The organism is Streptomyces sp. JNUCC 63 (genome assembly GCF_054366325.1).
Map to the genome: position 1 here is coordinate 2374672 of NZ_CM135963.1, position 21991 is coordinate 2396662.

The following is a 21991-nucleotide window of genomic DNA, read 5'->3' on the forward strand; positions in this document are numbered from 1 at the left end:
ACCACCCTACCCGCGATCCATACAACCGTCCTAGACGAATGACTTATACAAGCGTTCTAGACAAGCGTTTAAGACGCTTGTACATTACCGGGCATGACGAACCCGACGAGCACCACCACGCCCCCCTCTGCCACCCCGCCGCGCGCGGGGCGCCGCGAATGGACCGCCCTCGGTGTGCTGATGCTGCCGTTGCTGCTGGTCTCGATGGACGTCTCGGTCCTGTACTTCGCCATCCCCGCGATCAGCACGGACCTGGAGCCGAGCGGCACGCAGCAGCTGTGGATCTTCGACATCTACGCGTTCGTCCTGGCCGGCCTGCTGATGACGATGGGCTCGCTCGGCGACCGCATCGGCCGCCGCAGGCTGCTGCTGATCGGGGCCGCCGCGTTCGGCGCCGCCTCCCTGGTGGCGGCGTACGCGAACAGCGCCGGGACGCTGATCGCCGCCCGCGCGGTCCTCGGTATCGGCGGCGCGACTCTGATGCCGTCGACGATGGCGCTGGTCCGCACGATGTTCACCGACCCCGCCCAGCGCGTGAAGGCGATCGGCATCTGGTCGGGCGTGATGGCCGGCGGGGTCGCGCTCGGCTCCGTGCTGAGCGGTGTTCTGGTCCAGTTCTTCTGGTGGGGCTCGGTGTTCCTGGTCAACCTGCCCGCGATGGCGCTGCTGCTGGTGCTCGGCCCGCTCCTGCTGCCCGAGTCGAAGAACCCCGAGCCCGGCCGCTTCGACCTCCTCAGCGTGCCGCTGTCGATGGCGGCGGTGCTCCCGGTGATCTACGGCCTGAAGGAGATCCCCTCCGAGGGCTGGCATCCGCTCTACGTCGTCTCGATCACCGTCGGCCTGCTCTTCGCCGCCCTCTTCGTCCACCGCCAGCGCACGGTGGTCTCGCCGATGATCTCGCCGACCCTGTTCCGCGGCCGGGGTTTCGCTCCCGCGGTGGTCCTGAACCTCGTGTCGTCGTTCGCGATGATGGGCTCGGCCTTCTTCACGACGCAGTACCTGCAGTCGGTGCTCGGCAAGAGCGCGATGGAGGCGGCCCTGTGGGGGCTGCTGCCGTCGGTGCCGATCGGGATGGCCGCGCCGATCGCGGCAGCGCTCGTCCAGAAGGGTGTCAACCGGGCGTACGTCGTCACCGCGGGCTTCGCGATCACCGCGGCGGGCTACGGGATGCTGGCCTTGGCCGACACGGACTCCCTCTGGCTGCTGCTGGTCGCGAGCGGCGTGCTCGCCTCCGGCGCCGTGATGGTGATGTCCCAGATGACCGACCTGGCGCTGGGCGCGGCCCCGGTGGAGAAGGCGGGCGCGGCCTCCTCACTGCTGGAGACCGGCTCGGAGTTCGGCGGCGCGCTGGGGATGGCGGTGCTCGGCTCGATCGGTACGGGGATCTACCGCCACGAGATCCCGTCCTCGGCCCCGGCCGCGGCCCACGAGACCCTGGGCGGCGCGCTGGCCGTCGCCGGGCAGCTCCCGGGGCGCGCGGGAGACGCCCTGGCGACCGCCGCCCGGGACGCCTTCACCAACGGAATGCACGGCGCGGCGCTCGCGGGGACGGCGGTACTGCTCCTCGCGGCGATCGGGTCGGCGGCCACGCTGCGACGGATCCACGTCAGGGCCTGAGAGCCACCCACAGCACAGGAAAACGCCGGACGAGCTCAAGCAGCCCGTCCGGCGTTTGAGGACGAGGCCGTTCAGGCCGAAGGGGGCCTGGGGGGCGCAGCCCCCGGACGGCACCCTCAGACCAGGTTCACCGAACGGGCGGACGTCGCCCCGATCTCCTCGGCAACCTCCGCGAGCACCCCGGAGGGCACCGTGTCGTCGACGGTCAGCACCGCCAGCGCCTCGCCGCCCGCCGTCGCGCGCGCGACCTGCATACCGGCGATGTTGATGCCGGCCTCGCCGATGATCCGGCCGACCGTGCCGACGACGCCGGGACGGTCCTCGTAGCGCAGGACGACCATGTGGTCGGCGAGCGCGAGGTCGACGTCGTAGTCACCGACCGCGACGATCTTCTGCAGGTGCTTCGGCCCGGCCAGCGTGCCGGAGACGGACACCTCCTCGCCGTCGGCGAGCGTGCCGCGCACGGTGACGACGTTGCGGTGGTCGGTCGACTCCGAGCTGGTGGTCAGACGTACCTCCACGCCGCGCTCCTGGGCGAACAGGGGCGCGTTGACGTAGGACACCGTCTCGTCGACGACGTCCTCGAAGACGCCCTTGAGCGCGGAGAGTTCGAGCACCTTCACGTCGTGCTGGGTGATCTCGCCGTAGACCTCGACGTCGAGGCGGGCGGCGACCTCGCCCGCGAGCGCGGTGAAGATGCGGCCGAGCTTCTCGGCGAGCGGCAGACCCGGCTTGACGTCCTGGGCGATGACGCCGCCCTGGACGTTGACCGCGTCCGGCACCAGCTCACCGGCGAGGGCGAGGCGGACGGACTTGGCGACGGCGATGCCGGCCTTCTCCTGGGCCTCGTCCGTCGACGCGCCGAGGTGCGGGGTGCAGACGACCTGGTCGAACTCGAACAGCGGGGAGTCCGTGCACGGCTCCTTGGCGTACACGTCCAGGCCGGCGCCCGCGACGCGGCCCTCCTTGAGCGCCGAGTACAGCGCCTCCTCGTCGACGATGCCCCCGCGCGCGGCGTTGATGACGCGCACGCTCGGCTTGACCTTGCGCAGCGCCTCCTCGCCGATCAGGCCGATCGTCTCGGAGGTCTTGGGCAGGTGGACGGTGATGAAGTCGGAGACCTCGAGCAGCTCGTCCAGGGTCAGCACCTTGACGCCCATCTGCGCGGCCCGCGCGGGCTGCACGTAGGGGTCGTAGGCGACGACCCTCATGCCGAAGGCGGACATGCGCTGGGCGACCAGGGCGCCGATGCGGCCGAGGCCGACGACGCCGAGGGTCTTCTCGGCGAGCTCGACGCCGGTGTACTTGCTGCGCTTCCACTCGCCGTTCTTCAGCGCGGCGTTGGCCTGCGGGATGTTGCGGGCGGTGGCGACGATCAGACCGCAGGCCAGCTCGGCGGCGGTCACGATGTTGGAGGTCGGGGCGTTGACGACCATCACGCCGGCCTTGGTGGCGGCGGGGACGTCGACGTTGTCCAGGCCGACGCCGGCGCGGGCGACGACCTTGAGCTTGTTCGCCGCGGCGATGGCCTCCGCGTCCACCTTGGTGGCCGAGCGGATCAGGATCGCGTCCACGTCGGCGATGGCCGGCAGCAGTTCGGCCCGGTCCGCGCCGTTGCAGTGCCGGATCTCGAAGTCCGGGCCGAGCGCGTCGACGGTGGCGGGCGACAGCTCTTCAGCGATGAGTACGACGGGTTTCGAGCTCACGTGAGTCCTCACAAGTCCAAAGCATGCGGACGGCCGTCCCGACGGCCGCGGGCGGAGGAGGGAGCGGCGCCGGGGACGTGTCCGTGACTTCCTCGGTGTCGCTTGGCCGCGTGGAAGACGCACGACGCTGTGGGCCTGACGCGTTGTTGTGCAGCAGTGTAGTGGCGCCGCGTGCGTCGTATTACGCCGCTGCGGAAGGATCACCCGTCCGTGGCTGGACGGGGTGGACAACGTCGCGCGTCCACCGGGGACTCCGACGTTACTCCGGGTTCGCCGAAGGGGCCGGAGCTGTGCCGCTCCGGCCCCTCGGGTGAGGCCTACGCCTCCTCGTTCACCCAGCTCATGAGCTTGCGCAGCTCCTTGCCGGTGGTCTCCAGCAGGTGCTCGGAGTCCTGCTTCTTGTACTCGTTGTACTTCTTCAGACCGCCGTGGTACTCGTCCATCCAGGTGCGGGCGAAGGAGCCGTCCTGGATCTCGGCGAGGACCTTCTTCATCTCGGCCTTGGTGGTGTCGGTGATGATGCGCGGGCCGGTGACGTAGTCGCCCCACTCGGCGGTCTCGGAGATCGACCAGCGCATCTTCTCCAGGCCGCCCTCGTACATGAGGTCGACGATCAGCTTCAGCTCGTGCAGGCACTCGAAGTAGGCGATCTCCGGCTGGTAGCCCGCCTCGACCAGGGTCTCGAAGCCGGCCTTCACCAGCGCCGCGGTGCCACCGCACAGGACGGCCTGCTCACCGAACAGGTCGGTCTCGGTCTCCTCGGTGAAGGTGGTCTTGATGACGCCGGCGCGGGTGCCGCCGATGCCCTTGGCGTACGACAGGGCCAGCGCGAAGGCGTTGCCGGAGGCGTCCTGTTCGACGGCCACGATGCAGGGGACGCCGCGGCCCTCCTCGTACTGGCGGCGCACCAGGTGGCCCGGGCCCTTCGGGGCGACCATGCAGACGTCCACGCCGGCCGGGGGCTTGATGAAGCCGAAGCGGATGTTGAAGCCGTGGCCGAAGAACAGCGCGTCGCCGTCCTTCAGGTTCGGGGCGATGGACTCCTCGTAGACCTGGGACTGGATCGGGTCCGGGACCAGGATCATGATGACGTCGGCCTCGGCGGCGGCCTCGGCCGGGGTGACCACGCGCAGGCCCTGCTCCTCGGCCTTGGCCTTGGACTTGGAGCCCTCGTGCAGACCGACCCGCACGTCGACACCGGAGTCGCGCAGCGACAGGGCGTGGGCGTGGCCCTGGCTGCCGTAGCCGATGACCGCGACCTTGCGGCCCTGGATGATGGACAGGTCGGCGTCAGCGTCGTAGAACAGCTCGGCCACTTTGGGTTCTCTCCTTGGTGTGCAGGTTGTGCGTCCCACCGTATGACGGTGAGGGGACGGGAAGTCTCGGAGTCTCGGTATCCGGGCGGCCGGTGTCACCCGGCCGCCCGCACACCGGGTTATGCCGAACGGTCCAGGGCGCGCAGCGACCGGTCGGTGATCGAACGGGCGCCGCGTCCGATCGCGATCGTGCCGGACTGGACCAGTTCCTTGATGCCGAACGGCTCCAGCATCTTGAGCATGGCGGCCAGCTTGTCGCTGGCCCCGGTGGCCTCGATCGTGACGGCCTCCGGGGAGACGTCGACGGTCTTGGCGCGGAACAGCTGCACGATCTCGACGATCTGGGAGCGCGTCTCGTTGTCGGCGCGCACCTTCACCAGGACGAGTTCGCGCTGCACGGCCTGCGAGGGCTCCAGCTCGACGATCTTGAACACGTTGACGAGCTTGTTGAGCTGCTTGGTCACCTGCTCCAGCGGGAAGTCCTCGACGCTGACCACGATGGTGATGCGGGAGATGTCGGGGTGCTCGGTGACGCCGACCGCGAGGGAGTCGATGTTGAACCCGCGGCGGGAGAACAGCGCGGCGATCCGGGCGAGGATGCCGGGCGTGTTCTCGACGAGGACCGAGAGGGTGTGCTTGGACATGGTTCTCACTCAGCTCTCTGTCAGTCGTCTTCGTTGTCGCCGAAGTCGGGGCGGACGTCCCGGGCGGCCATGATCTCGTCGTTGGAGGTGCCGGCGGCGACCATCGGCCACACCATCGCGTCCTCGTGGACGATGAAGTCGACGACGACCGGACGGTCGTTGACGGAGTTGGCCTCCGCGATGACCTTGTCGAGGTCGTCGGGGGACTCGCAGCGGAGGGCGTAGCAGCCCATCGCCTCCGACAGCTTCACGAAGTCCGGGACGCGGGTGCCCCTGGCCTGAGGGTTGACGTCGTCCGGGCCGGAGTGCAGCACCGTGTTGGAGTACCGCTGGTTGTAGAACAGGGTCTGCCACTGGCGGACCATCCCGAGGGCGCCGTTGTTGATGATGGCGACCTTGATCGGGATGTTGTTCAGGGCGCAGGTGGTGAGCTCCTGGTTCGTCATCTGGAAGCAGCCGTCGCCGTCGATCGCCCAGACGGTCCTGCCGGGCTGTCCGGCCTTGGCGCCCATGGCGGCCGGGACGGCGTAGCCCATGGTTCCGGCGCCGCCGGAGTTCAGCCAGGTGGCGGGCCTGTCGTACTGGATGAAGTGCGCGGCCCACATCTGGTGCTGGCCGACACCGGCGGCGAAGATCGTGCCCTCGGGGGCGAGCTGTCCGATGCGCTCGATGACCTGCTGCGGGGACAGCGAGCCGTCCTCGGGCTGGTCGTAGCCGAGCGGGTAGGTCTCGCGCCAGCGGTTGAGGTCGTTCCACCAGGCGGTGTAGTCGCCTCGGTGGCCCTCGGCGTGCTCCTTCTGCACGGCCTGGACCAGGTCGGCGATGACCTCGCGGGCGTCCCCGACGATCGGCACGTCGGCGGCGCGGTTCTTGCCGATCTCGGCCGGGTCGATGTCGGCGTGGACGATCTTGGCGTACGGGGCGAAGCTGTCCAGCTTGCCGGTGACGCGGTCGTCGAAGCGGGCTCCGAGGGCGACGATCAGGTCGGCCTTCTGCAGCGCGGTGACGGCGGTGACCGCACCGTGCATGCCCGGCATTCCCACGTGCAGCGGGTGGCTGTCGGGGAATGCGCCGAGCGCCATCAGGGTGGTGGTGACGGGCGCTCCGGTGAGTTCCGCGAGGACCTTCAGTTCGGCGGTGGCGCCGGCCTTGATGACACCGCCGCCGACGTAGAGCACGGGCCGCCTCGCGGAGGTGATGAGCCTGGCCGCCTCGCGGATCTGCTTGGCGTGCGGCTTGGTGACGGGCCGGTAGCCGGGCAGGTCCATGACCGGAGGCCAGGAGAAGGTGGTCTTCGCCTGGAGGGCGTCCTTGGCGATGTCGACGAGGACCGGGCCGGGGCGGCCGGTGGAGGCGATGTGGAACGCCTGCGCGATCACCCGGGGGATGTCCTCGGCCTTGGTGACCAGGAAGTTGTGCTTGGTGATCGGCATGGTGATGCCGACGATGTCCGCCTCCTGGAAGGCGTCCGTGCCGATCGACGAGGACGCGACCTGGCCGGTGATCGCGACCAGCGGGACGGAGTCCATGTGGGCGTCGGCGATCGGGGTGACCAGGTTGGTGGCACCGGGGCCGGAGGTGGCCATGCAGACGCCGACCTTGCCGGTGGCCTGCGCGTAGCCGGTGGCCGCGTGACCGGCGCCCTGCTCGTGCCGGACCAGGACGTGGCGCACCCGGCCGGAGTCCATCAGCGGATCGTAGGCGGGAAGGATCGCACCGCCGGGAATGCCGAATACGGTGTCGGCGCCGACCTCCTCGAGAGAGCGGATGAGGGACTGCGCACCCGTGACGTGCTCGGGCGCGGACTGGTGTCCTCCGGATCGGGGCCGCGGATGCGGGTGAGGGGCCCCGGTGGCCTGCTCGGTCATCGGCATTCTCTTCTCGATGCTGAGGGTTTTTGCGAGGTTTGAGAGAGTTGCGGCGCTGCACGATCGGTGCTCGTGCAACAAAAAACCCCTCGTGCCACAAGGCAAGCGAGGGGAGCGCGTCGGTGAAGGTCGCTGGGTGTCCGGATCGTCGTCCGGTGGGTCCCAGCTCAGCCGACGCGCTGTCCAAGTACGAGGATTCGGGTGCGCATGGCACTGACCCTCCCTCCGGCACGCACCCGATGTCAAGCGGGTGGGACGCGCGTCTCATTATGTGGGCTCAGGGCGGTCGCGTTGTGCGAACCCAGGACGGCCGTGCCGCCGAGAACGGCCGGCACCCCGCCGGCGCGCACCCCCGCGCCTCCCCCGGCGAACGCCGGTTCGGCCGGACCGTGCGGCACCGGACAGTGGCCGCGGGTGAGCGCCCGGCGCAGCCGGTACTCGTCCAGCGGCCCCGAGAGGGCCATGCCCTGCCCGTGCGTACAGCCCATCGCGCGCAGAGCCACGACCTGCTCGGGCAGGTCCACGCCGTCGGCCACCGACTGCAGCCCGAGGTCGGCGGCGATGCGCAGCAGCCCACTTGTGATCTTGTGCAGCCGGGCGGACTCGACGACGCCCTCGACCAGGCCGCGGTCGAGCCTGAGCACGTCGGCGGGGAGCCTTCTGAGGGCCGTGACGGCCCCGTGGCCGCTGCCGAAGCCGTCCAGCGCGATCCGCACACCGAGCCGCCGGAGGGCGGCCAGGCGCCGCTCCAGCTCGTCCAGCGGCGCTCGCGGGTCGGTGTCGGACAGCTCGATCATCAGCGCCCCGGACGGCAGCCCGTGCCGGGTCAGCAGGGCCTCCACGGAGCCGGGCGGCAGCGAACGGTCCACCAGGCGGCGGGCGCCCATCCGGACCACCACGGGCACGGTCGGTCCCGTCGCGGCGCGCTCGGCGGCCTGCTCGACCGCCTCCTCCAGCATCCAGCGGCCCAGCTCGGCGGTCCTGTCGCTGTCCTCGGCCACCCGCAGGAACTCCGCGGGCGTGAACAGCACCCCCTGGGAGGAACGCCAGCGCGCCTGGGCGGCGACCGAGGTGATCCGGCCGTCCTCCAGGCGGACCACCGGCTGGTGCAGCAGGGTGAACTCGCCGTCGTGCAGCGCGGACCTGAGCCGGGTGGCCAGCTCCGCCTTGCGGACGACGTCCTGCTGCATCTGCGGCTTGTACAGCTCGACCCGGCCCTTGCCGGCCGCCTTGGCCCGGTACATGGCGAGATCGGCGTTGCGCAGCAACTCCCCCGCGCCCAGGCCCGGTTCGGCGAAGGCCACGCCGATGGACGCGGCGACACGGGCGTCGTTGCCGTCGATGAGGTACGGCTGCGACAGCGTCACCCTGAGGCGGTCGGCGAGCTCCAGGATGTGCCCTTCACGGGCGGTGCGGTCGCGGGTGCCGTCCCCGACGATGAGGGCCGCGAACTCGTCGCCGCCGAGCCGGGAGGCGGTGTCGCCGTGCCGGACCGCCTCCTGAAGTCTGCGGGCGGCCTGGACGAGCAGCTCGTCCCCGGCCTGGTGCCCGATCGTGTCGTTGACGGCCTTGAAGCCGTCGAGGTCGATGAAGAGCACGGCCGTGCCGCGGTCGGTCGAGCGGCGGCCGGACAGGGCCTGCTGCACGCGCCTGGTGAACAGCGCGCGGTTGGGCAGGTCGGTGAGCGGGTCGTGCTCGGCGTTGTGCTGGAGCTGCGCCTGCAGGCGCACCCTCTCGGTCACGTCCCGGCTGTTGAGGATGAGGCCGCCGTGGTGGCGGTTGATGGTCGACTCCACGTTGAGCCAGCCGCCGTCGCCGGACCGGAAGCGGCACTCGATGCGCGTGGTGGGCTCCTGCAGGGGGCTCGCGACCAGGAAGCGGCGCACCTCGTGCACCACGCAGCCCAGGTCCTCCGGGTGGATGAGATTGGCCAGCTCGGTGCCGACCAGTTCCTCCGCGGGCCGCCCGTACACCCCGGCGGCGGCCGGGGAGACGTACCGCAGGATGCCGTTGGGCGCGGCGATCATGATGACGTCGCTGGAGCCCTGCACCAGGGAGCGGAAGTGGTTCTCCTGCTGGGCCAGTTCCTGGGTGAGGGCGATGTTGTCACGCAGCACGATGCCCTGGCGCACGACGAGGGCCAGCACGACGGCGCCCGCGGTGATCAGCACCACGCGGTCGACGCTGTGGCCGTTGAGCACGTTGCAGAGGACCCCCAGTGTGCACACGGCGGCGGCGAGGTACGGGGTGAGGGCCGCGATGGGCCGGCTGGTCGGATACCGGTCGTGGTCACCGCCCGGCGCGAGCGGAGGGCGGTGGGCGGCGCGCGCGGTCGGCGGCCGGCCGGGCACGTGCTCGTGCACCACGCGGCTGTGCCCGTCGGCGCGCCCGTGCGTGTCGACCACGCGCGTGTGGTCGTCGACGGCGTACTGGTCCGTGTCGCGCGGGTCCGCGTGATGCCGGTCCACATCGTCGTGCCGGTCCACATCGTCGTGCCGGTGCGCCTCGTCGTGCCGGTGCGCCTCGTGCCGCTCGGCGGTCGCGTGTCCGGAGCGGGGCGCGGCCCAGGGGGCGTACGCCAGGAGCAGTGAGCCGGCGAACCAGCCGGCGTCGAGCATCTGCCCGGAGCGGTAGCTGTGGTGCAGCAGCGGCGAGGTGAACAGGGCGTCGCACAGCACGGTCAGCGCGAGCGCGCCGATCGCCGTGTTGACGGCGGTGCGGTTGACCGCGGAGCGCCGGAAGTGCAGCGCGAGCACCATGCTGACCAGGGCGATGTCCAGCAGCGGGTACGCCAGCGAGAGCGCGGTGTGCGCGACGCTCGGACCGTCGAACCTGGCCGCCTGAGCCAGCGCGATGCTCCATGACAGCGTGAGCAGCGAGCCCCCGATCAGCCAGGCGTCCAGCGCCAGGCACACCCATCCGGTCTTCGTCGCCGGCCGTTTGGCGAGCACCAGCAGGCCGACGATCGCGGGTGGCGCGAAGCACAGGAAGAACAGGTCGGCGTAGCTGGGGCTGGGCACGGGCCGGTCGAGGACGACCTCGTACCATCCCCAGACCGCGTTGCCCAGGGCCGCCATCGCCGAGGAGAGGGCGAACAGCAGCCAGGCGCTTCGAAACCGGACACGGTGGCTGCGCGCGTACAGGGCGCAGGAGACGGCGGCCGTGCCGGCCGCGGCGCTCAGCCCGAAGTCGCCCATGACCAGTGCGGCCTCGCTCGAACCCCAGCCGCACGCGGAGCCGACGGCATATCCCGCGCACACCAGCGCCAGCAGGAGTTGCGGAGCCGGTCCTGTACGGCCGGCGGCCGACGGCCGGGGCAGCGGCGTCCCCGGCGAAGACGGAGTCCGCAGTGCGCCGTTGAGCGCGGTCAGGGCGGGCGGCGGCGGGCTCACCGGGGGCTCCTGGTCCGCGCTGCCGGGTCCCGGGGATCCCGGTGCGCCGGGTGCGCGTGCCTCCGGCGGCCGCCGGGCCTGCGGTGGTGGTGATGGCTGCTGTGACGGCCGCGTCTGTGCGCGGCCGTGCGCCAGGGCCTTTGGCGGCGGCCCCGCCGCGTCGGATCGTTCGTCCATAGGCCGTGCATCGCCCGTCGCCCCCCTCGCAGTCTGAGATGTCCGTCCCCGGCGCCGAACGGTGCGCGGCGCAGCCCCTGTCGGGACGATACACCAGTATCGTCACTCAGGGACATAGCATCTCTACGCTCCGTGACGACCAGCGGAGATGCGGGTACGTACCGCGTCCAAGGGGTTGCGGACAGTACCCGAAGCGGACTACGCGCTTGCCGCGCCCGTCGTCAGAACCACGTTGGCGAGCGGCTCCTGGTTCACGAAACGGCGCAACTGGTCCGTCAGAAGCCGTTTGGCGCGCGGCAGGAAAGCGGACGTGGGGCCGCCGACGTGGGGGCTGATCAGCACACCTGGTGCGTGCCACAGAGGGTGCTCCGGGGGCAGCGGCTCGGGGTCGGTGACGTCGAGGGCGGCGGTGAGACGGCCGCTGTCCAGCTCGGTGAGCAGCGCTTTGGTGTCGACGACAGGTCCGCGCGCGACGTTCACCAGCAGTGCGCCGTCCTTCATCCGGGCGAGGAAGTCGGCGTTCACCAGCCCGCGCGTGGACTCCGTCAAGGGCGTGGACAGGACGACGACGTCGGCTTCCGGGAGCAGGGGGGGCAGATCGGTGAGCGGATGCACCGGACCGCGCGCCGTGGTGCGCTTGGAGCGCGCCACGCGCGCCACCCGCGCGAGTTCGAAGGGCGCGAGCCTGTCCTCGATGGCGGCGCCGATGGAGCCGTAGCCGACGATGAGCACGTTCTTGTCGGCGAGGGCGGGGTGGAAACCTCCCTGCCACTCGCCCCGGTCCTGGGCCCGCACGAAGCCGGGGATGCCGCGCAGCGAGGCCAGGATGAGCGCCAGGGTGAGCTCGGCCGTGCTCGCCTCGTGCACTCCGCGCGCGTTGCACAGCCGCACGCCGGGGGGCAGGTGCCGCAGGCCCGGCTCCACGTGGTCGGTGCCGGCGGACAGCGTCTGCACGACCCGCAGGGAGCTCATGTGCGGCATCGGGCGTACGCCGATGCCGCTGGGCTTCATGTACGGCACGACGTAGAAGGCGCAGTCGGCGGGGTCCGCGGGGAACTCCTCGGCGCCGTCCCAGAAGCGGTAGGCGGGCCCCTGCGGAAGCCCCTCGATCTCGTCCGGCGGGATGGGCAGCCATACGTCAGCGGTCATGGTCAGGAGGCTATGCCAGGGGCGTCGGGAGGCAGAGGTTAGGTTGGTGGAGCCCGAGAGAGGGAGGGTTACGGCCAAGTGGAGCGCAGGACGATCGGCGCGGCGGCACTCACGGTGGGGGCCGTAGGACTGGGGTGCATGCCGATGAGCTGGGCGTACAGCGCGTCGCGGCAGCGGGGGGAGGAGTCGCTCAGGACCGTGCACCGGGCGCTGGATCTGGGCTCGACGCTCCTGGACACGGCCGACATGTACGGCCCGTTCACCAACGAGCTGCTGGTGGGTCGGGTGTTGAAGCAGCGGCGGTCCGACGCCTTCGTCTCGACGAAGGTCGGTCTGCTGGTGGGTGAGCAGCACATCGTGGCCAACGGGCGTCCCGGCTATGTGAAGCGGGCCTGCGACGCCTCGCTCCGGCGGCTGCAGACGGACGTGATCGACCTCTACCAGCTGCACCGCGCCGATCCCGAGGTCCCGGTCGAGGAGACCTGGGGGGCGATGGCGGAGCTGGTGCGGGCCGGGAAGGTGCGGGCGCTGGGGTTGTGCGCGGTGGGTGCGCGCGGCGGGCGCAGGTCCGGGGCGCGGCTGCACGACGGAACGATCCGCCAGTTGGAACGGGTGCAGCAGGTCTTCCCGGTGAGCGCGGTGCAGGCCGAGCTGTCGGTGTGGTCGCCGGAGGCCCTGGAGTCGCTGCTGCCGTGGTGCGAGGCGCGCGGGGTCGGCCTCCTGGCCGCGATGCCCCTCGGCAACGGTTTCCTGACCGGCACGCTCACCCCCGGCGAGGGCTTCGAACCGGACGACGTACGCGCCCGTCACCCCCGGTTCACCGCTGAGATGATGGCCGCCAACCAGCCGATCGTGGCCGGTCTGCGACGAACGGCCGAGCGCCACGGCGAGGACGTCACCCCCGCCCAGGTGGCCCTGGCGTGGGTACTGGCCCAGGGGCGCCACGTGATCCCGGTACCGGGCACCAAGCGGGAACGCTGGGTGACGGAGAACGCGGGCGCGGCGGCGCTGCGTCTGACGCCGCAGGACCTGACGGAGCTGGGCCGGCTGCCGGCGGCACGGGGCTCGTGGGACTGAGGGCACGCGGCGGCAGGCGCGGGCGTCGGGTTCGGCGGGCGGCCGGCCGACGGGGGCCGGGTCGGCAGGCATAGGGGCGACGGGCATTGGGCCGGCAGGCACCGGATCAGCGGGCACCGGATCAGCGGGCACCGGGCCGACGGACGCCGGGCTGGCAGCCATCCGGCTCGACAGGCGCCAGGCCAGCAGGCATCGGGCTCAGGGGGCTCAGGGGGCTCCGGGTCGACGGGTATCGGCTCGGCGGACGCCAGGCCGACGGGGACTGGGCCGACGGGCTCCGGCCGACGGGAACTGGGCCGACGAGCTCCGGGCCGACGGGCATCTGCTCGGCGGGCGGCCAGGCCGATGGGCTCCGGGGCGGCGGACACCAGGCCGACAAACGCCGGGGCGGCAGGTATCGGGCCGACGGGCATGGGGCCAGCAGGCATCGGGGCAGCAGGCGTCAGGGGGCAGCAGGCGTCAGGGGCGGTGGGCGTCAGGGGGCAGCAGGCGTCAGGGGCGGTGGGCGTTGGTTTTGGGTGATCGGGAACCTGGGAGGCGCGGGCGGTGTATGACAGGTAGGACCCGCCGCGTCGAAGGGACGAAGATCGTGCAACGTCGAGTGGTGACGGGCGTACTGGCCGCCGCCCTGCTGTTGACGGCCGGGTGCTCCTCCGGGGGCTCGTCGGCCGGTGGGGGCGCCGCGGCGCCCAGTCGTACGACGGCGGCGTCCTCGCCCTCCGGGCAGGCGCCCGGGGAGAGCGCGCCGCCGGCCAAGGGCTCGGTGAAGGTGCTGCGCACGGTCGCGGAGGGGCTGGACTCGCCGTGGGGACTGGCCCCGATCCCCGGCGGCGGTCTGCTCGTCTCCTCGCGTGACAAGGCGACGATCACGCGCGTGGACGAGAAGACGGGGAAGAAGACCGAGCTGGGCACGGTGCCCGGGGTGTCGCCGGAGGGCGAGGGCGGCCTGCTGGGCATCGCGCTCTCCCCCGACTTCGCCTCCGACCACATGATCTACGCCTACTTCACCTCGGCCTCGGACAACCGCATCGTCCGGATGCTGTACGACGACAGGAAGCCGGTCGGACAGCAACTGGGCGCCCCCGACACGATCTTCAAGGGAATCCCCAAGGGGTTCATCCACAACGGCGGCCGGATCGCCTTCGGCCCCGACCGGATGCTGTACGCGGGCACGGGTGAGACCGGTGACCGGGGTCTGGCCCAGGACCGGAAGTCCCTGGGCGGCAAGATCCTGCGGCTGACCCCGGAGGGCGAGCCGGCCCCGGGCAACCCGTTCCCCGACTCCCCGGTGTACTCCTACGGCCACCGCAATGTGCAGGGCCTGGCCTGGGACGACAAGCAGCGCTTGTTCGCCTCGGAGTTCGGCCAGAACACCTGGGACGAGCTGAACGCGATCAAACCGGGCGACAACTACGGCTGGCCGGACGCGGAGGGCAAGTCCGACGACCCGAAGTTCCACAACCCCATCGCCGAGTGGCATACGAACGTCGCCTCCCCCAGCGGCATCGCCTACGCCGAGGGCTCCATCTGGATGGCCGGCCTGAGGGGCCAGCGACTGTGGCGCATCCCGCTGAAGGGCACGGAGGCCTCCGCGGCCCCCCAGGCGTTCCTGACCGGCGAGTTCGGCCGCCTGCGCACGGTGGCCTCGGCGGGCGGCGACAAACTCTGGCTGATCACCAGCAACACGGACGGCCGCGGCACCCCGAAGAAGGGCGACGACCGAATCCTGGAACTGGAGGTGAAGTAGACCCCACCCCTCACCCCTCGCCGGCCCCGCCCTCCTCCGAGGAAGTCTCGGGCGGCCGTACGACCACCTTCCCGGACGCGAGATCGATCGGACCCCGCCCGGGATCGTTGTCCCCCACGTCCTCCCGCGTCAGCTCCAGCCGCTTCTCCTCGTCCCGGGTGTGCTTGCGTCCGGGCGCGAACAGTTCCTCGAAGACGTTGAACACGGCTTTTCCCCTCCGGCCGCCATCACTCGGGCCTCTACTCGTCGTCGATGAGGCATCGGCGAAAGTGCGCCACCGACATCAGGACCAGCACCGCCTCGTGCACCGTGTAGTGGACGCTGAGCCGTGGCGCGAGGGCGACGCCACGCGCCTCGCCGCCGACGGCTCGCGACACCGGCGTGAACGGGTCCTCGGCGAGCTTGTGCAGTTCGCGCTGATCTTCCGGGAGCGCATCGCACTGCCGCGCAGCCCGCTCGGTGAACTCGGTCGTGCATGGCAGGGTGCCCTCCATAAAGACTCTTCCCCTCGTCATCGCGCGACCAGGCGGTCCCCGGTCCCTGGCGGGAACAGCCCCAGCCGGTGGGCCACCGCCGCTGCTTCCCCGCGGCCCGAGACGCCCAGCTTGGCAAGGATGTTGGAGACGTGGACGCTGGCTGTCTTGGGGGAGATGAAGAGTTCCTCGGCTATCTGGCGGTTGGTGCGGCCGATGGAGACCAGGCGCAGGACGTCACGTTCGCGGCTGGTCAGGCCCAGGGACTCGGCGGGGTCGGCGGAGGTGGGCCGCTGTGGGGCGCAGGTCAGGGTGAGGCGGGCACGGCGGGCGAGCAGGGCGACGGAGTCGGCCAGCGGGCGGGCGCGCAGGTGCTCGGCGACGGCGTGGGCCAAACGCAGCAGTTCGGTGGCGCGGTCCCGCTGGTCCTCGTCGGCGGCGAGCAGCGCCTCGGCCAGGCGGCAGCGGGCGCGGGCGAGGTCGTAGGGGCGCTGAAGCGTCTCGAAGGCGGCGACGATCCCCGCCCAGTCCTCCGGCCGGCTGTGGCCCTCGGCGCGCAGCAGTTCGGCACGCACCCAACGTTCGTACGCCTGCCAGACGGGCACGTTGGTGGCGAGCGACCTGGCGGCCCGGCGGATGCGTTCGAGGGTTTCGGCGCGTCCCGGGTCGGCGGCGGGCAGTCCGGCCGCGCCGGTCTCCACGGTGGCGGCGGTCAGCAGCAGAGGCCAGCCGTAGCGCTGGGTGCCGGGCGGGAAGCCGTCCTCCACGACGTGCTGGAGCTCGGCGCGGGCGTCCAGCAGGCGGCCCTCGCCCGCGGCGACCCCGATCGCGATGCGGGCCAGCGGCAGGGAGTGCTGGGGCGCGAAGTCATGGGTGCCGAAGTGCTCACGGGCGTCGGCCAGTTGGTCGTACGCTTCGGCGAGGTCGCCGCGCTCGAGGGCGAGTTCGGCGCGGATCCGGGCGTGGAAACCGCGCGGCTTGGCACTCTGCCCGACGCGCCGGGACCGGGACGCCGCCTCGGCGGCCTCCTCCCAGCGGCCCAGGGTGAACAGCGACTCGGCGAGGTTGCCCCACACCCAGGCCTCGCTGTCCAGCAGGCCGAAGCGCCGGGTGAAGGCGATCCCCTCCTCCATGAGCGGCACGGCCTCGCGGGAGCGGCCGACGGCCTCCAGTTCGGAGGGCAGGTTGACGTAGGACCGGCCGGCGACGGCGGCGATGCCGTCGGCGACGGTGCGCTTGTTGACCTCGTACATCTCGGCGAGGCCCGCCTCGACATCACCGGCCTGGGCCATGAGGGCGCCCAGGGTGAGCCGCGCGGTCATCTCGATCTCGCGGGCGCCGACCATGCGCGCGTACTCCACGGCCCGTTCGGCGGCCGAGAGCGCGTCGGGGCCCGGCACGTGCACCATGGACCAGTTGGCGACGTTGACCAGCACCTCGGCGTGCACCTCGGACGGCGGCAGCCCGCGCACCAGCTCCTGCGCGGTGCCCAGTTCCCGCCAGCCGTCGCCGTGGGCCTTCGCCTGGACCAGCCGGGAGCGCTGGACCCAGAACCAGGCGGCCCGCAGTGGATCGTCGTCGTCCTCCAGCAGGCGCAGCGCCCGCTTGGTGATTTTCATGGCGCGGTCCCGCTCCCCGCAGAAGCGGCCGGCGACGGCGGCCTCGGCCATCAGGTCGAGGTAGGTCAGCGGGGTGGTCGCCGGGTCGCAGCCGCACGGGGAGTACGTCTGGGTGTAGTCGACGAGGCGCAGCCGGGAGCGTACGTCCTGCGGCGCGGCGTCCCACAGTTCCATCGCCCGCTCCAGCAGCCCCAGTTGCTCACTGTAGGCGTGCCGGGCGCGGGCCGCGACGGAGGCTTCGAGGACGGCGGGCAGGGCTTTGGCCGGGTCGTGGGCGTGGTACCAGTAGCTGGCCAGCCGCATGACGCGCTGGTCGGCGGGGACGAGGGTCGGGTCGGCCTCCAATGCCTCGGCGTAACGGCGGTTCAGGCGTGAGCGCTCGCCGGGCAGCAGGTCGTCGCTGACGGCCTCGCGGACCAGGGAGTGCCGGAAGCGGTAACCGTCGCCGGTGCGTGCGGCGATCAGGATGTTGGCGTTCACCGCGTCCCGCAGCGCCTCGATGAGGTCGTCCTCGGCGAGCCGGGCCACGGCGGCGAGCAGCCGGTGCTCGACGGTGGACCCTCCCTCGGCGGCGATCCGGGCGATCCGCTGGGCGGGCTCGGGCAGCGTCTCGACCCGGACGAGGAGCAGGTCGCGCAGGGATTCGCGGAGGCTGGGGCAACAGCGCTCGTGGACGGCGACGGCGAGCTCCTCGACGAAGAAGGCATTGCCGTCGGAGCGTTCGAAGATCTCGTCGACCTGGGCGGGGTCCGGTTCGGTGGCCATGATTCCGGCGATCTGGCGGCCCACTTCCTGGCGGGTGAAGCGGGCGAGCTCGAGGCGGCGGACCGTGCGCAGCCGGTCGAGTTCGGCGAGCAGGGGCCGCAGCGGGTGGCGGCGGTGGATGTCGTCGGAGCGGTAGCTGGCCAGGACCAGGAGGCGGCCCGTGCGCAGGGTGCGGAAGAGGTAGGCGAGCAGATGCCGGGTGGAGGCGTCGGCCCAGTGCAGGTCCTCCAGGGCCACGACGACGGTGTGGTCGGCGGCGACGCGCTCCAGCAACCGGGCGGTGAGTTCGAAGAGACGGGCCATGCCCTCCTCGTCGTACCGGCCCGTGCCCCGCGCGGCGGGCGGCTCGCCGAGTTCGGGTACCAGCCGGGCGAGTTCCTCCTCCTGCCCGGCGGCCGCGGCGGCGAACTCGTCGGGCAGTTCGCGGCGCAGGGCGCGCAGGGCGGTGGAGAAGGGGGCGAACGGCAGCCCGTCGGCGCCGATCTCCACACAGCCGCCGAGCGCCACGACGGCGCCCCCGCGACCGGCGGCGCCGGCGAATTCCTCGATCAGACGGGTCTTGCCGACGCCCGCCTCACCGCCGAGCAGCAACGCCTGCGGCTCTCCCGCGGCGGCGCGGGAGAGCGCATCGTGCAGCGTGCTCAACTCGTCGGCGCGGCCGACGAACACCGGACTGACGGACCTGGTTTCCACAGCCCCGAGCATCGCATGCGGGTCTGACAGCGCGGCACCCGTTTTCGCAGCCCGCGCCACCGTGTTCACGCGGCGTGGGTGAACCAGTGTCGGCGGGGACCGTGGGTATGCGGCTCCGCCTCGGGGGTTCGGCGGGCGGCTGCGCGGCGCGCGGCACGGCGGGCGCTCAGGACCTCGCGGGCCAGGCGGTCCTGCTCGGCGCGACGGTGGAGTTCGGTGGCGTGCTGCTGGTGGAGCTCGAGGTGGAACATGACGTCTCCCTGGTGAGAGGTGGTTTCGGTATCGCTTCCGGCGATGCCTCAACCTTCGTCTCCCAGGGGGGTCGGCCACATCGGGAGAGTTCCGCATCTTTCCGCGGCGCAGGGGGCCTTAGACGCGTAGGGGGGCCTCAGAACGGCCGTAAGGCACCGGTGGGAGACCGGTAAGGCACCTACGGCCGCCCCGGGGACCCCTCGGAGAGCGATGGTGACTCAGGCGGACGGCAGTCCGAGCAGGGACGCCGAACGCGGGCCGGCGAGGACCGCGACGAGGGCGAGGACCGCGACGAGGGCGAACAGCCCGCTCCACGGCGCGGCGGTGTGCCAGGCGTCGCCGTACACCTCCTCGGCCTGCTGGCGATGCTCGCGGAGGACGAGGTCCGCAGCCGGACGATCAGCTGCTCGCGCGCCCCGGCCACGATGCCGAGCCGGCTACCGCTGAGCGAAACCAGGCCCAGCGCGGCGGAGACGACGGCACCCGCGCCCTGGCCGACGCCGGACGAGCCGTCCTCCTCGGACGCCGGCGACGCGGCCTCGGCCGGTTCCCCGCCGTCGGTGCCGTTCTCGGCGCCGGGCGCCGCCCCGGCCTCGTCCGCGGTCTTCGTTCCCATGCCCCGCACCGTACGGACGCTTCCTGAGAGGTCTCTCCGTGCTCCTTACCGACGATCACGCGCGCGTGCCTCGCGCCACTCGGGGGCGAGGACCGCCCACACCTCCATGTCCTGGCGCACACCCCGGTAGGGGAAGCTCTCGCGGAGCACGCCCTCGCGGGTCATGCCCAGCCGCCGGGCCGCCTTGATGCTCGCCTCGTTGGCCGACGACGCGTGCCACTCCACGCGGTGCATGCCGCGCTCGTCGAACGCCCAGTCGATGAGCACCCGCGCCCCGCGCGTGACGAGTCCCCGTCCGGTGCCGGCCGGCTCCAGCCAGCAGCCGATCTCGCAGGTGCCGGTCGCCGCGTCGAAGATACGGAACAGCAGCCCGCCGACCAGCTTGCCCTCCAGCCACAGCCCGTGCAGGAAGCCGCTGTCGGCGGCGCGCTTGTCGGCGTACGCCTGCAGGGTCGCGCGGGCGGAGTCGAGGTCCGTGGCGTTCGCCCCGAACGGGATGTGCCGGGTGATGAACTTCCGCCCCCGGTCCAGGTGAGCGAGGAACTCCGCGGCATGCCAGGGCTCCAGCGGCCGCAGCTCGGCTCCGTCGTCACCCAGGGAGATCGCGTACATCCTGCTGCGGCTCCTTCGCCAGTGCCTCCACGACGTCCGTGATCTTCTCATGGCCGGCGCGGCACTCGGGCGGCTCGATGCTGATCCGGGGCAGCACCCGGTCCAGCGGCCGCGGCAGCCACCAGTTGGCGCGGCCGAGCATGTGCATCAGGGCGGGCACGAGCAGGGTGCGCAGCACGAACGCGTCCAGGGCGACGGCGGCGGCGAGCGCGATGCCGAACATGGCGATCACCCGGTCGCCGCCGAGCACGAAGGCGAGGAAGACCGAGATCATGATGACCGCGGCGGAGTTGATCACCCGGCTGGTCTCGGCGAGGCCGACGCGGACGGCTCGCCGGTTGTCTCCGGTCTCCAGCCACTCCTCGTACATCCGGCTGACCAGGAAGACCTGGTAGTCCATGGACAGCCCGAAGAGCACCGAGACCATGATCACGGGGAGGAAGGGCTCGATGGGTCCGGCCCTGCCGAGGCCCAGGAACTCGCTGCCCCAGCCCCACTGGAAGATCACGACGACGACTCCGAAGGCGGCGGCGACGGCGGCGATGTTCATCGCGGCGGCCTTCAGGGGGATGCCGATGGACCGGAAGGCGAGCAGCAGCAGTACGCAGCCGAGGCCGACGACCACGCCCACGAACAGCGGCAGTCTGCCGATGATCACCTGGGCGAAGTCGTCGTATCCGGCGGTGACCCCGCCGACGTGCAGATCGAGCGAGGTGCCGGTCTGGGCGCGCGGCAGCACCTCGGTGCGCAGTCGGTCGACGAGCTCGCTGGTGCGCTGCGACTGGGGAGCGGAGTCGGGGATGACGGTCAGGTAGGCGGTGGTGCCGCCGGTGTTGTAGGTCGCCGGGGTCACCGCGGCGACGCCCTCGGTGGTGCGCAGGGTGGCGTCGAGGTTGTCGAGGGCGAGCTTGGCCTCGGCTCCGTCCACGGGGGTCACCAGCGTGAGCGGCCCGTTGACGCCGGGGCCGAAGCCCTCGGCTATGAGGTCGTACGCCTTCCGGGTGGTGGCCGTGCTGGGGTCGTTGCCCTGGTCGGAGGTGCCCAGGCGGAGGGAGAGCGTGGGCAGGGCGAGCACGGTGATCACGGCGAGGGCGACGGCGCCGAGCAGCTTCGGGTGGCGTTCGACGAAGGCCGACCAGCGGGCGGCGAATCCGGTGGGCAACTCGGGTTCGGGACCGTTTTCGGCCAGTCGGCGCCGCTCGCGCCGGCTCAGGGCGCGCGGGCCGATGAAGGACAGCAGGGCGGGCAGCAGGGTCACCGAGGCCGCGACGGTCAGGATCACGGTCACCGAGGCGGCGACCGCCACGCCGTTGAGGAAGCCCAGCCGCAGGATCAGCATGCCGAGCAGGGCGATGCAAACGGTGGCACCCGCGAAGACGACGGCCCGTCCGGTGGTGGCGACGGCGTTCGTGACCGCCTCGGTGGGGTCGAGTCCGCGCTTCAGTCCGCGCCGGTGCCGGGTGACGATGAACAGCGCGTAGTCGATGCCGACGCCGAGCCCGATCAGCATGCCCAGCATGGGCGCGAAGTCGGCGACCGTCATGGCGTGGCCGAGGAGTCCGATGGCGGCGTGGGCGGTGCCGACGCTCACCAGGGCGGTGGCGATGGGCAGCAGTGCGGCGGCGAGCGAGCCGAACGCGAGCAGGAGCACCGCCCCGGCCACGACCACGCCGACGACCTCGGCGAGGTGTCCGCCGGAGGGCTTCGTGGCCCCGATCGCGCTGCCGCCGAGCTCCACCTGGAGCCCGTCGGCCTCGGCGGCCTTGGCGGCCGTGACCACGGCCTGCGCCTCGGGCTCGGTGATGTCCTGGGCCTCGTGGGTGAAGGTGACCGTGGCGTACGCGGTGTGCCCGTCGCGGCTGATCCGGTCCGCGCCCTGGGCTCCCTGGCCCTCGTAGGGGCTGGTCACGGAGGCCACCTGGGGCAGGGTGGCGATCCGGTCCAGGGCGCGGGTCATCGTCTGCTCGACGTCGGCGGCGCGCACGGTGCCGGCCGTGGTGTGCCAGACGACGGTGTCGCTGTCACCGCCGAGTCCGGGGAAGCCCTCCCGGAGCAGCTGGGTGGCGCGGCCCGCCTCGGTGCCGGGGACCTCGTAGTCGTTGGAGTACGCCGAACCGGTGACGGAGGCGGCCGTGGTGACCCCGCCGAGGGCGAGGATCCAGAGCAGTACGACGACGAGGCGGTGCCGGACACACCAACGCGCTAGGGCTGCCACGAACGTGCTCCCAGGGTGACTATGTGGATCTTTGACCGGGAACAGTCGTCCAT

At 71.8% G+C, this 21991-nt stretch carries 16 protein-coding genes; 3 read left to right on the plus strand and 13 right to left on the minus strand.

Annotated features, from left to right (window positions below):
• Positions 1 to 93: 93 nt before the first annotated feature.
• Entirely contained in the window at positions 94 to 1617 is a 1524-nt protein-coding gene (locus tag ACX25U_RS10645; RefSeq protein ID WP_454390916.1) for an MFS transporter, read from the plus strand.
• Between the two features lie 116 nt (positions 1618 to 1733).
• Here ACX25U_RS10645 and serA read toward each other — a convergent pair whose 3' ends face one another.
• From serA to ACX25U_RS10675, 6 genes are all read right to left on the minus strand, one after another.
• Complete coding sequence (serA, locus tag ACX25U_RS10650; RefSeq protein WP_454390918.1) at positions 1734 to 3323, minus strand: phosphoglycerate dehydrogenase; 1590 nt, start codon at positions 3321 to 3323, stop codon at positions 1734 to 1736.
• 317 nt (positions 3324 to 3640) lie between these two features.
• Complete coding sequence (ilvC, locus tag ACX25U_RS10655; protein ID WP_454390920.1) at positions 3641 to 4639, minus strand: ketol-acid reductoisomerase; 999 nt, start codon at positions 4637 to 4639, stop codon at positions 3641 to 3643.
• A gap of 119 nt (positions 4640 to 4758) precedes the next feature.
• Entirely contained in the window at positions 4759 to 5283 is a 525-nt protein-coding gene (gene ilvN / locus ACX25U_RS10660) for an acetolactate synthase small subunit (protein WP_454390922.1), read from the minus strand.
• Positions 5284 to 5303: 20 nt separating this feature from the next.
• The gene (locus tag ACX25U_RS10665) at positions 5304 to 7151 is read right to left on the minus strand and encodes an acetolactate synthase large subunit (RefSeq protein WP_454390924.1); all 1848 of its coding nucleotides are present in this window, start codon (positions 7149 to 7151) and stop codon (positions 5304 to 5306) included.
• Between the two features lie 242 nt (positions 7152 to 7393).
• Positions 7394 to 10543 (minus strand): putative bifunctional diguanylate cyclase/phosphodiesterase, encoded by a 3150-nt coding sequence (locus tag ACX25U_RS10670; protein ID WP_454390926.1) that lies wholly within the window; start codon positions 10541 to 10543, stop codon positions 7394 to 7396.
• A 375-nt stretch (positions 10544 to 10918) separates the two neighbouring features.
• Positions 10919 to 11869, minus strand: a complete 951-nt coding sequence (locus ACX25U_RS10675; RefSeq protein ID WP_454390928.1) for a 2-hydroxyacid dehydrogenase — start codon at positions 11867 to 11869, stop codon at positions 10919 to 10921.
• A gap of 78 nt (positions 11870 to 11947) precedes the next feature.
• Between ACX25U_RS10675 and ACX25U_RS10680 the strand changes: the two genes are divergently transcribed.
• Positions 11948 to 12946 carry an aldo/keto reductase gene (locus ACX25U_RS10680; RefSeq protein ID WP_454390930.1) on the plus strand — a complete coding sequence of 333 codons (999 nt, stop codon included), beginning with the start codon at positions 11948 to 11950 and terminating at the stop codon, positions 12944 to 12946.
• A gap of 550 nt (positions 12947 to 13496) precedes the next feature.
• Positions 13497 to 14693: a PQQ-dependent sugar dehydrogenase gene (locus ACX25U_RS10685; RefSeq protein WP_454390932.1), complete on the plus strand. Its 1197-nt coding sequence runs from the start codon at positions 13497 to 13499 to the stop codon at positions 14691 to 14693.
• A gap of 10 nt (positions 14694 to 14703) precedes the next feature.
• Here the strand turns inward: ACX25U_RS10685 and ACX25U_RS10690 are convergent, their stop codons facing one another.
• The 7 genes from ACX25U_RS10690 to ACX25U_RS10720 form a co-directional block, all read right to left on the minus strand.
• Positions 14704 to 14898, minus strand: coding sequence for a DUF6191 domain-containing protein (locus ACX25U_RS10690; protein WP_454390934.1), 195 nt, complete (start codon positions 14896 to 14898; stop codon positions 14704 to 14706).
• 34 nt (positions 14899 to 14932) lie between these two features.
• Positions 14933 to 15187: a hypothetical protein gene (locus ACX25U_RS10695; RefSeq protein WP_454390936.1), complete on the minus strand. Its 255-nt coding sequence runs from the start codon at positions 15185 to 15187 to the stop codon at positions 14933 to 14935.
• A 17-nt stretch (positions 15188 to 15204) separates the two neighbouring features.
• Positions 15205 to 18255 (minus strand): helix-turn-helix transcriptional regulator, encoded by a 3051-nt coding sequence (locus ACX25U_RS10700; RefSeq protein ID WP_454390938.1) that lies wholly within the window; start codon positions 18253 to 18255, stop codon positions 15205 to 15207.
• Positions 18256 to 18308: 53 nt separating this feature from the next.
• On the minus strand, positions 18309 to 18494 hold the full coding sequence (locus ACX25U_RS10705; RefSeq protein ID WP_454390940.1) for a hypothetical protein: 186 nt from the start codon (positions 18492 to 18494) through the stop codon (positions 18309 to 18311).
• 219 nt (positions 18495 to 18713) lie between these two features.
• Positions 18714 to 18842 carry a hypothetical protein gene (locus ACX25U_RS10710; RefSeq protein ID WP_454390942.1) on the minus strand — a complete coding sequence of 43 codons (129 nt, stop codon included), beginning with the start codon at positions 18840 to 18842 and terminating at the stop codon, positions 18714 to 18716.
• 314 nt (positions 18843 to 19156) lie between these two features.
• Entirely contained in the window at positions 19157 to 19723 is a 567-nt protein-coding gene (locus tag ACX25U_RS10715; protein ID WP_454390944.1) for a GNAT family N-acetyltransferase, read from the minus strand.
• The gene (locus ACX25U_RS10720; protein ID WP_454390946.1) at positions 19701 to 21938 is read right to left on the minus strand and encodes an MMPL family transporter; all 2238 of its coding nucleotides are present in this window, start codon (positions 21936 to 21938) and stop codon (positions 19701 to 19703) included. The genes ACX25U_RS10715 and ACX25U_RS10720 overlap by 23 nt, the downstream gene beginning before the upstream one ends.
• Positions 21939 to 21991: the final 53 nt, after the last annotated feature.

Bases quoted from the DNA above. Each gene is read 5' to 3' on its own strand.
- ACX25U_RS10675 (WP_454390928.1), bottom strand. From the start codon at position 11,869: ATGACCGCTGACGTATGGCTGCCCATCCCGCCGGACGAGATCGAGGGG.
- ACX25U_RS10715 (WP_454390944.1), bottom strand. From the start codon at position 19,723: ATGTACGCGATCTCCCTGGGTGACGACGGAGCCGAGCTGCGGCCGCTG.
- ACX25U_RS10665 (WP_454390924.1), bottom strand. From the start codon at position 7,151: ATGACCGAGCAGGCCACCGGGGCCCCTCACCCGCATCCGCGGCCCCGA.
- ACX25U_RS10705 (WP_454390940.1), bottom strand. From the start codon at position 18,494: ATGTTCCACCTCGAGCTCCACCAGCAGCACGCCACCGAACTCCACCGT.
- ACX25U_RS10695 (WP_454390936.1), bottom strand. From the start codon at position 15,187: ATGGAGGGCACCCTGCCATGCACGACCGAGTTCACCGAGCGGGCTGCG.
- ACX25U_RS10700 (WP_454390938.1), bottom strand. From the start codon at position 18,255: ATGCTCGGGGCTGTGGAAACCAGGTCCGTCAGTCCGGTGTTCGTCGGC.
- ACX25U_RS10685 (WP_454390932.1), top strand. From the start codon at position 13,497: ATGACAGGTAGGACCCGCCGCGTCGAAGGGACGAAGATCGTGCAACGT.
- ilvN (WP_454390922.1), bottom strand. From the start codon at position 5,283: ATGTCCAAGCACACCCTCTCGGTCCTCGTCGAGAACACGCCCGGCATC.
- ACX25U_RS10645 (WP_454390916.1), top strand. From the start codon at position 94: ATGACGAACCCGACGAGCACCACCACGCCCCCCTCTGCCACCCCGCCG.